This is a genomic window from Oceanibium sediminis (assembly GCF_003265325.1).
Lineage (GTDB): Bacteria > Pseudomonadota > Alphaproteobacteria > Rhodobacterales > Rhodobacteraceae > Halovulum > Halovulum sediminis.
In genome coordinates this window covers 1-14,816 of sequence record NZ_QGNX01000017.1, presented here as the reverse complement: position 1 = coordinate 14,816, position 14,816 = coordinate 1, and the positions used below count along the sequence as shown (strand labels likewise).

General features: G+C 60.3%; 16 protein-coding genes. 13 read left to right on the top strand and 3 right to left on the bottom strand.

Features of this window, described 5'->3' with window-relative positions:
* Positions 1-2 precede the first annotated feature (2 nt).
* From DJ029_RS20130 to DJ029_RS20105, 6 genes are all read left to right on the top strand, one after another.
* On the top strand, positions 3-845 hold the full coding sequence (locus DJ029_RS20130; protein WP_112324279.1) for a substrate-binding periplasmic protein: 843 nt from the start codon (positions 3-5) through the stop codon (positions 843-845).
* A gap of 65 nt (positions 846-910) precedes the next feature.
* Positions 911-1,585 (top strand): amino acid ABC transporter permease, encoded by a 675-nt coding sequence (locus DJ029_RS20125; protein WP_112324278.1) that lies wholly within the window; start codon positions 911-913, stop codon positions 1,583-1,585.
* Between the two features lie 4 nt (positions 1,586-1,589).
* The gene (locus tag DJ029_RS20120; protein ID WP_112324277.1) at positions 1,590-2,264 is read left to right on the top strand and encodes an amino acid ABC transporter permease; all 675 of its coding nucleotides are present in this window, start codon (positions 1,590-1,592) and stop codon (positions 2,262-2,264) included.
* Position 2,265: 1 nt separating this feature from the next.
* Positions 2,266-3,276: an NAD-dependent epimerase/dehydratase family protein gene (locus DJ029_RS20115; protein ID WP_112324276.1), complete on the top strand. Its 1,011-nt coding sequence runs from the start codon at positions 2,266-2,268 to the stop codon at positions 3,274-3,276.
* On the top strand, positions 3,257-4,012 hold the full coding sequence (locus DJ029_RS20110; RefSeq protein WP_112324275.1) for an amino acid ABC transporter ATP-binding protein: 756 nt from the start codon (positions 3,257-3,259) through the stop codon (positions 4,010-4,012). The genes DJ029_RS20115 and DJ029_RS20110 overlap by 20 nt, the downstream gene beginning before the upstream one ends.
* A gap of 12 nt (positions 4,013-4,024) precedes the next feature.
* Positions 4,025-4,795 carry an SDR family NAD(P)-dependent oxidoreductase gene (locus tag DJ029_RS20105; RefSeq protein WP_112324274.1) on the top strand — a complete coding sequence of 257 codons (771 nt, stop codon included), beginning with the start codon at positions 4,025-4,027 and terminating at the stop codon, positions 4,793-4,795.
* A gap of 25 nt (positions 4,796-4,820) precedes the next feature.
* Here DJ029_RS20105 and DJ029_RS20100 read toward each other — a convergent pair whose 3' ends face one another.
* Positions 4,821-5,594 carry an SDR family oxidoreductase gene (locus DJ029_RS20100; protein ID WP_112324273.1) on the bottom strand — a complete coding sequence of 258 codons (774 nt, stop codon included), beginning with the start codon at positions 5,592-5,594 and terminating at the stop codon, positions 4,821-4,823.
* Positions 5,595-5,734: 140 nt separating this feature from the next.
* Between DJ029_RS20100 and DJ029_RS20095 the strand changes: the two genes are divergently transcribed.
* From DJ029_RS20095 to DJ029_RS20065, 7 genes are all read left to right on the top strand, one after another.
* The gene (locus tag DJ029_RS20095; protein ID WP_112324272.1) at positions 5,735-6,556 is read left to right on the top strand and encodes a substrate-binding periplasmic protein; all 822 of its coding nucleotides are present in this window, start codon (positions 5,735-5,737) and stop codon (positions 6,554-6,556) included.
* Between the two features lie 96 nt (positions 6,557-6,652).
* Positions 6,653-7,378: an amino acid ABC transporter permease gene (locus DJ029_RS20090; protein ID WP_112324271.1), complete on the top strand. Its 726-nt coding sequence runs from the start codon at positions 6,653-6,655 to the stop codon at positions 7,376-7,378.
* A 1-nt stretch (position 7,379) separates the two neighbouring features.
* Entirely contained in the window at positions 7,380-8,156 is a 777-nt protein-coding gene (locus DJ029_RS20085; RefSeq protein WP_308861274.1) for an amino acid ABC transporter ATP-binding protein, read from the top strand.
* On the top strand, positions 8,153-8,905 hold the full coding sequence (locus DJ029_RS20080; RefSeq protein WP_198671212.1) for an SDR family oxidoreductase: 753 nt from the start codon (positions 8,153-8,155) through the stop codon (positions 8,903-8,905). Before DJ029_RS20085 ends, DJ029_RS20080 begins: the two co-directional genes overlap by 4 nt.
* 15 nt (positions 8,906-8,920) lie before the next feature.
* Positions 8,921-9,850 (top strand): NAD-dependent epimerase/dehydratase family protein, encoded by a 930-nt coding sequence (locus DJ029_RS20075; RefSeq protein WP_112324269.1) that lies wholly within the window; start codon positions 8,921-8,923, stop codon positions 9,848-9,850.
* Positions 9,847-11,310, top strand: coding sequence for a dihydropyrimidinase (hydA, locus tag DJ029_RS20070; protein WP_112324268.1), 1,464 nt, complete (start codon positions 9,847-9,849; stop codon positions 11,308-11,310). Before DJ029_RS20075 ends, hydA begins: the two co-directional genes overlap by 4 nt.
* A 183-nt stretch (positions 11,311-11,493) precedes the next feature.
* Positions 11,494-12,342 carry a DMT family transporter gene (locus tag DJ029_RS20065; RefSeq protein ID WP_198671211.1) on the top strand — a complete coding sequence of 283 codons (849 nt, stop codon included), beginning with the start codon at positions 11,494-11,496 and terminating at the stop codon, positions 12,340-12,342.
* A gap of 502 nt (positions 12,343-12,844) precedes the next feature.
* On the opposite strand, the gene DJ029_RS20060 is transcribed toward DJ029_RS20065, so the two are convergent.
* Both DJ029_RS20060 and DJ029_RS20055 read right to left on the bottom strand, forming a co-directional pair.
* The gene (locus DJ029_RS20060; RefSeq protein ID WP_112324266.1) at positions 12,845-13,540 is read right to left on the bottom strand and encodes a recombinase family protein; all 696 of its coding nucleotides are present in this window, start codon (positions 13,538-13,540) and stop codon (positions 12,845-12,847) included.
* Between the two features lie 144 nt (positions 13,541-13,684).
* A complete protein-coding gene (locus DJ029_RS20055) occupies positions 13,685-14,515 on the bottom strand; it encodes an MBL fold metallo-hydrolase (protein WP_112324265.1) in 831 nt (276 codons plus the stop codon).
* Positions 14,516-14,816: the final 301 nt, after the last annotated feature.

Here is a 14,816-nt window from a genome sequence, read left to right as displayed (position 1 = left end):
GAATGAAACACATGTCGTTTGGCATTGCGCTCGCCGCCGCGGTCGCAGCTGCTCCCGCACTTGCACAGGACCATGATCCGAACACGCCGATGGTGGTCGGATCTGACTTCGGCGTTTCGCCGTGGATGGTGCGAAGCGCCTCTGGCCCCGAGGGCTTCGGCGTCGACATGATCGAGGAGGTTGGCAACCGGCTGGGCCGGGAGGTCGAGATCCAGGACATCAACTTCTCCGGCCTTTTTGCCGCCCTGTTCGCAAAACGCATAGAGTTCACGGTGAACCCGCTCAACATCACCCCGGATCGCGCCGAACGCATGCTGTACACGGAACCATTCTTTGCCACCGGCAACGGCTTCATTGTCCGCGAGGGCGAAACGCTTGATGGCTTCGAGGGCCTTCGCGGCAAGACTATCGCTGTCAATCGCGGCACCATCTCTGACACTTGGGCGACCGAAAACGAGGAGAAATATGGCTTCGAGGTTCAGCGATACGAGACATTCCCTGACTCCGTTCAGGCAGTCATCACCCAACGGGCGTTCTCAGCACTGAACGAGATCCCCACCGCCGTATACGCGGCGAGCCAGAACCCGGCCATTACCATCGGATTTCGTGATTTCAACGGCCGGAACTTCGGCTATGCCTTCCGCTACGAAAGCGAGGAATACCGCGATCAGGTTGAAGCGGTGATCGAGTGCATGAAGCAGGATGGCACGCTCCCTGCCCTCTATGAAAAGTGGTATGGCGAAACCGCTCCCGAGGACTCGCCGCTACGCACGGTCTACCCGGGCTACGGCGCCCCTGGCTTCAAGGGCCACAACGACACCCCGCACGAAGTGACCTGTAATTAGAGCCGGGCAGTGCATGATCGCGGCGGACCTGCATCGCTGCGATCATCCACCACGGAGTAGGATGCATGGACCAGATTGTTGAGAACTATTTCAACCTGGCAGTGATGGCAGAGGCACTACCCTCGGTGTTTGCCGGCTTCCTCGTCACAATCCAGGTGGCCCTTTGCGTCATCGTGATCGGTATAGGCGTGGGGTTGGCTCTCGCCTTGCTACGCAGCTTGGAAAACCCTGTGCTGGACCCGATGATCACCATCTACATCGAGGTGTTCCGCACCTTGCCCCAGCTGGTGATAATGATCTTCGTTTATTTCGCCCTGCCCTACGCCGGCATACGGCTATCGCCGTTCTTCGCCGTCGCGATCGCACTGGGCGCGGTACTGTCGGCCTTCGCTGCCGAGATCTTCTGGGCGGCCATCAATGCCTTGCCCAAGGGTCAGTGGGAGGCGTCGTCGGCACTGAGCATGTCTCATTGGCAGTGCCTGAAATGGATCATCCTGCCACAGGCAGTGCGTCTGGCAACGCCGCTTATCACAAACCGGGCGATCGCGATCACCAAGGGCACCGCGCTGGGAGTGGCCGTATCGCTTCAAGAGACACTTGGCAGCGCCCAGAGCATCATGGCGATCAAGGCGAACCCTTCTCCGCTGACCCTGGCCGCCGGTTTTTATCTGCTGTTCTTCATTCCGCTGGTCGCGGCCAGCCGCAAGATCGAAAAGCGCATGGCGCAGACGACGAGCTAGGGACATGGAACTCTTTTTACAGAACTTCGCCAACATCGACTCGCTGCTGAAAGTCTGGCCGCTGTTGCTTCAGGGCCTGTCGCTGACGCTCTTGCTTTCAGTGGTGGCCCTGCCGCTTGGCCTGCTTTCCGGCCTGATGGTCGCCATGGCCTACAGCTTCGGCAACTCCCCCGTCCGGCGCCTGATCATCATGCTGATCGACCTGCTACGCTCATTCCCCGTGCTGGTCCTGTTGGTCCTGATCTACTACAGCCTGCCGTTCTTTGGCTTGGCGCTTCCGGGCTTTGCCGCCGTCGTGCTGGCACTGGTGATCAACAATACCGGCTACTACGGTGAGATTTTTCGGGCCGGGATTGAGTCAGTTCCGCGCAGCCAGCATGAAGCGGCCGCAGCGCTTGGCTTTCACCGCGGCTCCGCGATGATCTATGTGATCCTTCCCCAAGCCGTCCGCCGGGTCATCGCGCCGCTTGCCAGCAATTCGCTTGAGCTGGTCAAAATGACATCGCTCGCTTCTCTGGTGGCCCTGCCAGAGTTGCTCCGCTCCGCCCGCGTGGCCCAGGAGCAGACATATAACCCGACCCCGCTCACCGCGGCAGCGGTCATCTTCTTCGTGCTGCTCTGGCCGTTCTCTCGCTGGGTCTCGCAGATGGAGAAGAAAGCAATCAAGGAAAGAGCGTGACATGCGTGTACTGGTTACGGGAGGAACCGGTTTTGTCGGCCTTGCCCTGGCTGAAGAGCTGATAAGCAGCGAGCATGAGGTCCGGCTACTCGCCCCCACGAGCCCCGCCCACCTGCTACGCGATCCTGCACTTGCCGGTGCGGAGGTGAATATCGGCGACATCCGCAACGCTGAGGTACTGGAGGAAACGCTGAAAGGCGTTGACGCCGTGGTTCACCTGGCGGCAATCACCCCCGATGCCCGGCGCGAAAAAAACGACCCGGCGCGGATCGTCGATGTGAATGTGGGCGGCACGGCCATGCTGATGCAAGCAGTCGCTCAACATGCCCCGGGCGCAAAGATCCTGTTGATAAGCAGCGTAGCGATCTATGGAACTGGTGATCCCGTCGGACACTACTGGGACGAAGTCCGCGACAAACCGGCACCGACCAGCCTGTATGGCATCACAAAACAGGCGTCAGAACAGGTGGCGACGCATCTGGCGCGGCTGTATGGCAGTGATCTGTTGATCGCCCGCCTAGGGCCGATCTTTGGCCCATGGGAGCATGATAGCGGTCAACGTGCCTTGCAAAGCCCCCAGGCCCAGGCTCTGACCCTGGCCCAATCGGGTCGGGAAATCATACTGCCCCGAACGCTGGCAGGGGACTGGTTGTACAGCCGGGATGCAGCCATCGCACTGGCCGCACTCCTTCTGGCGGATAAACCCGCTTTTCGCCTTTTCAACGTTGGGGCTGGCCGCACGATAAGCGTGTCGGATTGGTGTTCCGCTGCAGCCGAACATCTCCCCGACCTGCGCTGGCGTCTGGGGGATGAAGGGGACACGGCGAATGTGCACCTGACGCTTCCCCGGGACAGAGCCGCGCTCGGTATAGACCGGCTGAGAAATATCCTGCCCGGGCCGGCGTCCCGGCCTCTGGCAGATTGCATCAGCGATCACCTGGCCTGGATGCATGAGCACCGCCAGGCCATCGCGCCCTCAAGAGGAGATAAAAATGAACCAAGCGACTGCTGAATATCCGGCAATCTCGGTGGAAGGCGTGGAAAAGTACTTCGGGGCGTTCCAAGCATTGAAGGCGGTCGACCTTTCTGTCGATCGGGGCGAACGAATTGTCATTTGCGGTCCGTCCGGATCGGGCAAATCGACCCTAATCCGCTGCATCAATGGGCTGGAGCGGCACGATGCCGGCACAATCCGCGTGGCCGGAAGGGAGCTTGACGAAAAGGGGCGCAACCTGGACCTGATCCGACGCGAAGTCGGCATGGTGTTCCAACATTTCAACCTGTTTCCGCACCTAACGGTACTTCAGAACCTGACGATCGCACCGATCCGCATCCGAAAGATGGCCAAGGCCGAGGCCGAAGCAGAAGCCCTCGCCTACCTTGAACGCGTCCAGATCGCCGAGCATGCGAACAAGCGCCCGACCCAGCTTTCCGGCGGCCAGCAACAGAGAGTGGCCATCGCGCGCGCGTTGTGCATGAAGCCCGAGGTCATGCTTTTCGATGAGCCGACATCGGCGCTGGATCCTGAAATGATCAAGGAAGTGCTGGATGTGATGGTTGACCTGGCCGAAGACGGCATGACCATGATCTGTGTCACCCACGAGATGGGCTTTGCACGCAGCGTCGCAAACAAGGTCGTGTTCATGGACAAGGGGAGGATCGTGGAAAGCGCCGATCCCGAAACATTCTTCAGTAATCCCAGCAATGACCGCGCAAAGGCATTCCTGGGCCAGATCATCCGCCATTGAAAAGGACAAATCATGGATCTTACCGGCAAAACGGCAATTGTGACCGGCGCATCCTCGGGGATCGGACGCGCCATTGCCCTTAGGTTTGCACGGGCGGGGGCAAGCGTTGTGGCTGCGGACGTGACAAAGGATGTTATCGAAGGCGGCGCCCCGGTCGTTACTGAGTTGGCGAAGATCGATCCGAAGAGCCGTTTTATCCAAACCGATGTTTCGGATGCCGCCAGTGTTGAGCGACTGATAACGGAAGCAGCCTCAGTCACAGGCAGGCTGGATGTTCTGGTGAACAATGCTGCCGTCGGCAGCCCCAACGCCCTGCTGGAAACAGACGAAGCGGAATGGGATCGGGTTATGGCCATCAACCTCAAGGGCCCTTATCTTTGCTGCCGCGCCGCCATCCGCGTGATGCGCAACCAGGACATCGTGCAAGAAGCGCGCGGCCGTATCGTCAACATCTCTTCACAGCACGGCATGATTGCCGCGCCCGGGGCATTCTCCTATGGCGTGAGCAAAGCCGGCGTCGCGTACATGACGCGGCAAATTGCGACGGATTATGCCGCTGACAACATTATCTGCAACGCAGTTGCACCCGGCAAGATCGTGACCGGCAAGGGCGGTCGTCCGTCAGAACCGGACGTGATGGCCTACTCGCGCAGCCGCACGCCGATGCCCCGCCTCGGGAAGCCCAATGACGTGGCGGGGGCAGCCCTGTATCTCGCCAGCGACGAGGCGCAGTATATTACCGGTCACAACCTGTTGGTCGATGGCGGCTGGATGGCGGCCTGATGGCCGCCACCCGTAGCTTCGGAAGTCAGATGCCTCGGATCATTCCACCGTCCGCCCGATGCACCGTTCCGGTAACATAGGATGCGGGCTCGCTGCACAGGAAAGCTGCATAGGCGGCAAATTCTTCAGCGCGACCGTAGCGACCCAACGGAATTCCTGCGCGCGAAGCTGTGCGGACCTCTTCGATATCGCGGTCAGTTCGTCTTGCGGCCCCTGCGTCAAGTTGATCGACCCGGTCGGTGTGAATCCGCCCGGGCGCAAGGCAATTCACGGTGACACCATCGGCGGCGACCTCGGCAGCCAGTGTCTTGGACCAGCCCACCACGGCCAGTCGCAGCGCATTGGAAATGCCAAGGTTTGGTATCGGCTGGAGCACGCCTGAGGACACCACATTGACGACCCTTCCCCAGCCTTGGGCGCGCATTCCCGGCAGCAGATGCCGGACAAGGCGGCAGTTGCCAAGAAACATGATCTCGAATTGTTTCAGCCAGACATCATCGGCCACATCGACAATCGGGCCCGGCGGCGGGCCACCACAGTTATTGATCAGAATGTCGATGTCACCGATGCCGCTACACATTTCATCGATCGAAGCTGCATCCGCGAGATCGCAGGAAAGCGCCCGAGCAGACCCACCCGCTGTCACGATGCCCGAAACCGCTTCGTCGAGTTTTGATTGTGTCCGGCCACTCACGATCACGTCCGCGCCCTCGCCAGCGAGTGCACCGGCAATGCCGCGGCCAAGACCACTGCCGCCGCCGAGCACCAATGCCCGGTGCCCCTTGAGTCCGAAATTCATGGGTATTCCTCCTTAATTGCCTTCGCCTTCGTCACGTTCGCGCCGTTGACAGGTCGTCAAAACGCGTGCTACGGATCCTACTGGGATACCAGGTATGTATCAATGGTATTCCACAACGAAACTTAGGGAGGGAAACCCAGATGGCGATGAAGCTACCTGCCAAATCTATCCTTGCAGCGCTGACCCTCGGGCTCGCAGCATCCAGCGCGCTCCAAGCGGCCAGCCTCGAAGAAATTCGCGAACGTGGTGTTTTGAATGCCGCCACCAGCGGGAACCTTCCGCCGGTCAGCTACGTGAACGAGAAGAACGAACTCGTCGGGTATGACATCAATGTCGCACGCTACATCGAGGACAAGATCGGGGTTAAAATCGAAATCAATCGACTGGACTGGAAAGGCATTCTGCCCGGACTACAGACCGGCCGTTTCGATGCGGTATTCTCCAACGTGAATATCACGCCAGAGCGCAAGGATACTTTCACGTATTCCATCCCGTACTCCCGCGCCGCGGTCGTGGTGGTTCGCCTGGCTGAGGCCGAGGATATCACCAGCTACAAGACGCTTGAAGGAAAGCGGGTCGGCGGTATTTCCGGCGGCAACGATGGCGAAATCCCCGCCCGCGAAATTTCCGAGAAGTTCGGCGCTTTCGAGCAGTTCAAAGGCTACGCCGGCTATGCCGAGATGCTTCAGGACCTCATGATCGGACGTGTCGACGCCCTGATCATGCCCGATACCGCAGCGGGCGGGTTCCTCAAGTCGCGGCCCGGCGTCGCCAAGATTGTTGGCGAGCCATACATGGTCCGCTACGTCGGCGTTCCCATGCAAAAAGGGTCCAACGCGCTCAAAGCGGAGATTGATGCCGCTATCCGCGAGATGCGTGAAGAAGGGCTGCTTGACGAATGGGGCCTCGAGCACTTCGGGATCGAGAACTTCAGCGACCAGTTGGTCGACGAGGTTCCCTGAGTTCCACGCGGCAACCCATTTCCGTGATCAAGTCGGGTGGCGCGCGGCGCGTGCCCCCGGCCGGCCCAAGACTTCAGTTCTCAGAAAGCTCCACACATGGATCTCGATTTCTCGGTCGCCTTGACCTATCTGCCGGTCATGCTCAAGGCGACGCTGCTGACAATCACGCTCGCCTTGGTGACACAGACCCTGGGTACGAGCATTGGCTTCGTCTTCGCCCTTGGCAGGACCTCACGTTCCCGTATTCTGCGATTTGTGGTCTGGGCCTATGTCTGGCTGTTCCGCGGTACCCCGGTCCTGCTGCACCTGTTCTTCGTCTACTACGCCGCTCCGCTTTTTGGCGTGACGCTCGATGCAATTCCGGCCGCGATCATTGCCATGACGCTCAGCTCGGCGGCGTATAACACCGAAATTCTGCGCGCAGGCATCCAGGCTGTACATCCCGGCCAAGTGGAAGCGGCAGAGGCTGTTGGCATGCGCTATAGCCGAATTGTACGGCACGTAATCGCCCCGCAGGCAGTGCGCATCGTAATACCCCCCTACATGAGCAACTTCATCTCCCACACTAAGAATACCTCGCTGGCCTCCGTCATCACGGTGCCGGAACTGATGCTGACTTCTCAGATGGTCTATTCCTCGACCTATCGCGCGATAGAGATCCTCACGGTGGCTGGTCTGATCTATCTATTGCTGACCTCCTGCCTGACCGGACTTCAGCTCTGGCTGGAGCGGCGCACCAGCTACGAAGCACGCGGAATGAGCCGCCGCCGCCGGGCGATATTCCTTGGCAAAGCACCGGCTTCGGCCCCGAGGGAGGCGTGAAATGACTGAAGCAAAAACTCCGATGATCGATGCGCGCGACGTGCGCAAAACATTTGGCGACTTCCAGGCGCTGAAAGGTGTATCGCTGGCCGTCGACCAGGGCGAGGTTGTGTGCCTGATCGGCCCCAGCGGCTCAGGCAAGAGTACGCTGCTACGCTGCATCAACCATCTTGAAGTACCTGACTCAGGCAACATCGAGGTAGACGGCCAGCCGGTCGGTTATACCACCACTGATGGGCGGAGCCGGCGCAAGTCTTCGCGCGAGATCGCACAGATGCGCAGCCAGATCGGCATGGTTTTCCAGATGTTCAACCTGTGGCCCCATATCAGCGCGATCGAGAATGTCGCACTGGGCCTGACCAAGGTGAAGGGCATGCCGGTTGAACAGGCCGCAGAGATTGCCCGAACGCAGATGGACCGGGTCGGTTTGGCGCAGAAATGCGACGCCTTCCCCGAGCACCTATCCGGCGGCCAGCGCCAGCGGGTCGCCATCGCACGGGCCCTCGCGATGGAACCCAAGGTGATGCTTTTCGACGAGCCGACATCGGCTCTCGATCCTGAACTGGTCGGCGAAGTTCTGAATGTGATGGAGTCCGTGGCCGCCGACGGAATGACAATGATCGTGGCCACACATGAAATGGGCTTTGCTCGCAAGGTCGCCGACAAGGTGGTTTTCATGGATGATGGAAACGACGTAGAGACAGGCGCCCCTGACAAGGCCTTCGACGCTCCCGAAAGCGAAAGATTGCGGCGTTTCCTGAACCGGGTTCTGGCGTGACCGCGCGGGAACGCGCATCGCCCGGGCAATTGTCCGGGCGTTGCTGCCTCATTACCGGCGCCGCTGGCGCCCTGGGGCTGGCCACTGTTCGCCGTTTTGCCGCCGAAGGAGCAAAAATCGTTGCCGTTGATCGCGTAACGCCGGATGGCGGCTGGCCTTCAGGCGTTATCGCAGAGGTCGGGGACGGCGCGGATCCTGAGTTCATATCCGATGTTGCCGCCCGTCATGACGGGCTGGATACCTTGGTTACTTTTGCAGCGCTATCCCGTGGTGGCACCACCGAAGATACTACACCCGAAACCTGGCTCGAAGTGCTCCAGGTCAACGTCGTGGCGACAGCGCTTTGGATCGGTGCTCTGTTGCCGACTATGCGAGCCGCGGGCCGTGGCGCCATAGTCACCGTCGGCTCACAACTGGCCCAAAGCGGCGCGGCGGGCAATGTTTCCTACATTGCCTCCAAAGGGGCAGTAGCGGCATTGACCCGCGCGGTCGCAGTGGAAAATGCCGCAAGGGGCATCCGCTGCAACTGCTTGATACCCGGTGCCATTGAATCGCCACTGCTGCGCCAGTCGTTCGCGCGTACCGATGACCCCCTAACCGTCGAAAGCAAATCGCTTGCACGCCATCCAGCCGGACGCTTTGGCGCGCCCGAGGAAGTTGCCGCCGCCGCGTTGTTCCTAGCCAGCGACGAGTCCTCGTTTACGACTGGCGCGCTTCTGCCAGTCGAGGGCGGCTGGCTGGCTGGATAAGACGTGGGGAGGATCATGCGCGTACTTGTAACAGGAGGCAGCGGCTTCATCGGAGCAAATTTAGTCGATGCGCTTCTAGCCGCTGGTCACGAAGTTGTTTCAATGGAGCGTCCGGGCACCCCACCTCCGCCAGCTGGTGTGCGGGTCATTGCTGCCGACGTATACGATCCGGGAGCTGTGGGCGAGGCAATCAACGGGGTAGACGCAGTCGTGCATTGCGCCGCGACGACCCCATCTTCAGGCGCAGACCTCAACGCAGCAAGGCGCGCCTTTGCTATAAACTTGGGTGGGACTGTCAATGTCGTACAGGCCTGCGAAACGCATGCGGCTCGGTTGCTTTATCTGAGTTCGGCCTCAGTCTATGGCACTGCGGGGCACGGCCCTCTGGACGAAGTGACCACCTGCCCGCAGCCGACAGCAGCTTATGGCATTTCCAAGCTAGCCGCGGAACGTTTCGTCGCATCCCGGCGCACCCATGGCCTTCAGGCAGCAGTCCTACGGTTGGGATCGGTTTTCGGTCCACATGAGCGGAACACTGGCCTGCGTGATACGCTGAGCGCCCCTTTCCAAGTGATCCGCGCGGCGCGCCTCGGGCAAGCGATACGTCTGCCGCGCGCCGGTCTGCGCGACTGGATTTATGCGCGCGATGCGGCGGGGGCGATCCTTACCTGTTTGAATTTGTCGGAACTACCCGACGTCCCGGTAAACATCGCCGGATTGCAAGAATGGACCGTCGCAGATTGGTGCCGAAGCTTGGCGCGCCACCTCGACATGGACTGGGATGTGGACGCCGCCGCACCCACAATCGATTTTCACGGAGCGGACGACCGTCCCCCGCTGGCAACTGCGCGGATGCAAACGTTACTTGGCTTCAGCCCAAGGTATGACACCGACCGAGCTTGTGCCGATTATCTCGAATGGCTGAAGGAGCATGACCCGACATGAAACCATATGACACGGTAATCAAGGGCGGCTTGGTCGCGGCGCCGGGGCGCGATCTGATATGTGATGTGGCCATTCAGGAAGGAAGGATTGCGGCCTTGGGCCAGGATCTGCACGGAGACGTCGAAATTGACGCTGACGGCCAGATCGTCACCCCGGGGGGCATCGACGCGCACTGCCACATCGACCAGCTCACATCCACCGGCGCACGTACTGCCGACACATTCGCCAGCGCCTCGCTGGCCGCCGCGCACGGCGGTACGACCACGATGATGCCCTTTGCCGTACAGCATCGCGGAACGTCCTTGGCACGCGCCGTCACCGACTATCGCGAGCGGATGGGCGACACCAGCCACATCGACTGCGCCTTTCATCTCATCGTGACTGACCCCACCGACGAGACCCTGCGCGAGGACATCCCTGCTCTTGCAGCTGAAGGATTTACGTCGGTCAAGATTTACCTGAGCTATGATGCGCTGCGGCTGGATGACCGCGCGGCGCTGGACGTACTGGCCGTGTGCCGGGCCGAACGGCTGATGCCGATGGTGCATGCGGAAAGCCACGACATGATAGCTTGGCTGACTGAGCGGATGGTGCAGCACGGTTATGACGATGTGCGGTACTTCCCCCGTTCCCGGCCCATCGTTGCAGAGCGCGACGCCACCCATCACGCCATTTCCATGTCCGACCTGATCGACACGCCGCTGCTGATCGTTCATGTGTCCAGCATAGATGCGCTGGCCGAGATCCGGCGCGCACAGGCTGCCGGGCGTCCGATCCTGGCGGAGACATGCCCGCAGTACCTGCTATTGGCGGACACAGATCTAGACCGCCCCGACTTCGGCGGAGCGAAATACTGTTGCAGCCCCCCACTGCGCGACGCCGCACACCAGCAGGCGCTGTGGCAAGGACTAGCCGATGGCAGTATCGCAGTCTGCTCCTCGGATCACTCGGCGTTCTTCTTTGACGGACCAAGCGGCAAGAAGCGAAACGGGGACAACGCCCCGTTCACCCGTATACCCTACGGATTGCCGGGGCTGGAACCACGAATGCCACTCATGTTCTCTGCGGGGGTGATGGCGGGGCGCCTGAGTTTGCAAACCTTCACAGAGGTCACGGCTACCCGTCCCGCTGAGATCTACGGATTGGGCGCATCAAAGGGCAGAATTGCCCCGGGTTATGATGCCGATCTGGTGATCTGGGATCCTCAGAGCCGGGCCCGCATGTCTGTCGACCTGTTGCACGACGGGATCGATTACACGCCCTATGAAGGAATCGAACTAGTGGGGCGCCCAACACAGACGCTGTTGCGCGGTCAAAGCCTGTGCCGCGATGGCGAATGGCAGGCAGTTGAACCGACAGGTCGATTGCTAGCCTGTGAAAGACCTGTACCAGCCGACCGCCCGGCACCGGCAGGAGCCCACTACGATGTAACAGAGAACCGCTTTTTAGACGACTTCTGAAAGGCTTCTGCACATGAACGATCTGTATCGGAGTCAAAAGGGTGCCGTGATGACGGGTAACATCTTGCGTTCGAATGCCATGCGGGACGCGGCCCGACCGCGTGGTTGGCCAGACTGTCCATGACAGCGCTTTCTGTCTCCCTTCGCGCTACAGCCGACCGCCCTTACACGGGGATCGGATGCATGCTGCTTGCAGCGTTCTTCTTCGTGGGCATGGATACGATCGCCAAGCTTCTAGGGCCGGACTATCCCGTGCCGCAGCTACTCTGGGCACGGTTCGGCGTGCATATGCTTGTGATACTTGCCTTTGTGGCCGCGACAGGCCGAAAGGGCCGGCGGCTGCTGACAAGCGTCGCACCATTCGGACAAATCCTGCGTGGGCTGCTTCTGTTGGGAAGCACGAGCTTTGCCTATCTCGCTGTCCAAGAGCTGCCCCTGGTTCAGGTCTACATCATCAATTTCACCTCGCCATTGATTGTGACGCTGCTTGCAATTCCTTTACTGGGCGAGAGAATTGGAGGCAGGCGCGTCCTTGCGATCTGCATGGGGTTCACGGGCGTACTGGTTGCGCTGGGTCCACATAATATTACAACGGATCATGCCTTGCTGCTGCCCGCCTGCATGGCGCTTTGCTTCGCGATGTATCAGATCGCCACGCGCCACTACGGGCGCGACGACCCTGTGCTGACCTCGCTTTTCTATACCGCCACGGCCGGAGCTATCGTCAGCACGCTGCTTCTGCCGTTCTTCTGGACGCCGATCGCGGCCGAGGATGCCTGGCTGTTCGTACTGATCGGCCTATTCGGCGCAGCAGGGCACATATCACTAATCATGGCAATGCGTCTGGCAGAGGCGTCGCTGGTGTCCCCCTTCCTGTACTCACAACTGGTCTGGGCGAGCCTGGCAGGTATTTTAATATTTGGGTATTATCCCGCTAAGAACGCTTTTTACGGTGCCGCACTCTTGGTCTTGGCAGGAATACTAATCGTCTGGTCCGAGCGCCGAAGACCAGACTTGAAGACGTTAAGTTGAAAACTTCCCACGAACACGGCAACCAATCGGGCTGGCGAGACCTTTTCCCCAATCTCAGCCACCTACGAACCACGTGAACTTTTTCCAGACCTAATCACCTAACACTCTGCGAGCGCGGCGGCCCAACTCGCCTTGAAAATCTCGACGGGGTTAGCTGCTTGCCTGGTTGAATGGGCTCGACACGGATGCGCAGACGACGGCGATTTTCTGACGTATTTGTATACACCAGAAGCGGAGCATTGGCCGCACTCATCGGCGGACCGGCAAATGCGAATTCGCGGCAATCAATATTGTACTTCAGCGACCCGTTTATTCTCGGCCGCAATACCGGTCTCTATCAGCGCGACACAATAGGGCCGGTGTTTTTTCCGTCACAATGTGCTCGGACCGACCGCGCTTGCGCAATGCCTTCATTAAGACGTACAAACTAATTCGAGCTTGCCTCCACCAGGATATTGACCTGCTCCTTCCCTTTGCCATGGCTGCCGGTGAACTAAGCCACTCACCCCCGGTTCAACCGGTTCAACCGCCCCAAAAGATTCTGCACATTCGACACATGCCAGCGGCCGTTGCGGCGGGTGACGATCCCCCGGGTGTTGAGCTCTGCAGCCATTCCCCGCAAGCTGGTGATGCCGCTCGTCCGGATGTCCTCGACGACCGGTTTCAGCTCTTCCGCGAAGGCATCAGCGTTCCCGCCCACAGCCTTTCGAAGCGCCACACCGCCCTTCCCGGCCCGCCTGAGCGCCGCGGCGCCATTGGGGTTTCCCAGCTTCACCCCGCGCGCCTTGGCCGCCGCCAGCGCCTCTCTGGTCCGCCGAGAGATCGCCTCGCGCTCCTGCTGGGCCACAAGCGCCATGATGCCGACGGTCAGGTCGTTCGCCTCGGGCATGTCGCAGGCGATGAAGCGGACACCGCTGTCACGCAGGGTGAGCAGGAAGGCCGCGTTGCGGGAGAGCCGGTCGAGCTTGGCGATGATCAGGGTTGCGCCCGTGAGCCGCGCGTGGGTCAGTGCTTGCTGGAGCTGTGGCCGGTCGGCCTTGCGACCGCTCTCGACCTCGGTGAAGCGGGCGAGGACCTCCGCACCCTTTGTCACGGCAAAGTCGTCGATCGCCTTGCGTTGTGCTTCCAACCCCAGGCCCGACTTGCCCTGCCGGGCCGTGGAGACCCGCTCGTAAGCGACAAATCGGTCCGGGCGCATCGGGTGTACACACCTGCGTAATGTTGGTTGCGCAGATCTGTACGCTAATTTCTGGCTTGAGTGTACGGCTGAGTGGACCGGACTCGTCTCTGCAGCGCAGCGGACGGGAGCTTCAAGCCACCGGCTGCAGAGCTACTCCATATCCTACTGCAGTGCCTTCACCGCGCCCTCGACGTTGAGCGGAAGCCATTCGGCATAGTTCGCCCAATCCTCGTAGCCTGGCATCGAGACCGCGCTGACGATTTCTTCCAGACTTCTGCCCGCAGCAAGTTCAGCCATTACCTTGGATTTCAGCTCTTCGAGATAGGCCAGGGTTTCGGTTACGTCTTCCATCGTTCCATTGATCGAGTGGCCCGGGACGAGGATGTCGAAATCCAGCTCCTGAACAGCTTCTACCTGACCGATCATCCCTTCGATCGCTGTCGTGGAATCGCGCCACGGCAGCCGTTTCGGTGAGACGATGTCGACGACGAATGCAACGTTGTCAGGACGAACGACCGTGACCACCATGTCGTCGCCGTGGCCCGCTCCGACGTAAGTCAGCTCAAATGTCTTGCCGCCGTGCTCCAGCGTCAGCTTGTCAGAAAACAGGATGTCCGCCGGCGCCGTGGGGCCAAAGTTCTGACCGACCGCTTTCTGATAGTTCTCATGTGCAATGATCGTCGCGGTATCTGCGAAGACTTCGCCACCTGCGCCATGGTCGCCATGGCTGTGGCTAGGCAGCATGTAGATCACCTCACGGCCGAAACGCTCCCGTACTTCATTCTCGAGCCAGGTCGCGGCATCAGTATTGATGGGATCTGTGACCACCGCGCCGTCTTCAGTCAGGACCACCATTGATACATGGAAATCGTTGTCAAACCGCCAGACGTCGCCGGTGACTTCGCTCAGACTTCGGCTGACGTCTCCGGACTGTGCGAATGCACCCCCTGCAGCGAATAGGGCCGCTATCAGAACGTATTTGGAACTGAGCATTTCAATTCTCCTCCAACCTGTTTCTGAGGCCGATAATATAACAGGAGTGACCTGAAGTCATTTCACCCGACCGTGGTCGGACCTCGCTCGGTTGACCTGGAGTCTCCGGCGCTGTGGCTGCACTGGAAAGCCCACGGGATGGCCCCTCATTCGGCCAACCACTCAAAGCTTGTCGGCGTCCTCGATGATGATTGGCGCGCGGGTGATGCGCGGGCCACCGGGATGCACCGAAGGCCGGCTTCCGATGGTGAGGGTGTCCTTGTCCCCAGCCCCTTCCGGCGGGTCTGCCCCCTCGTAGGTC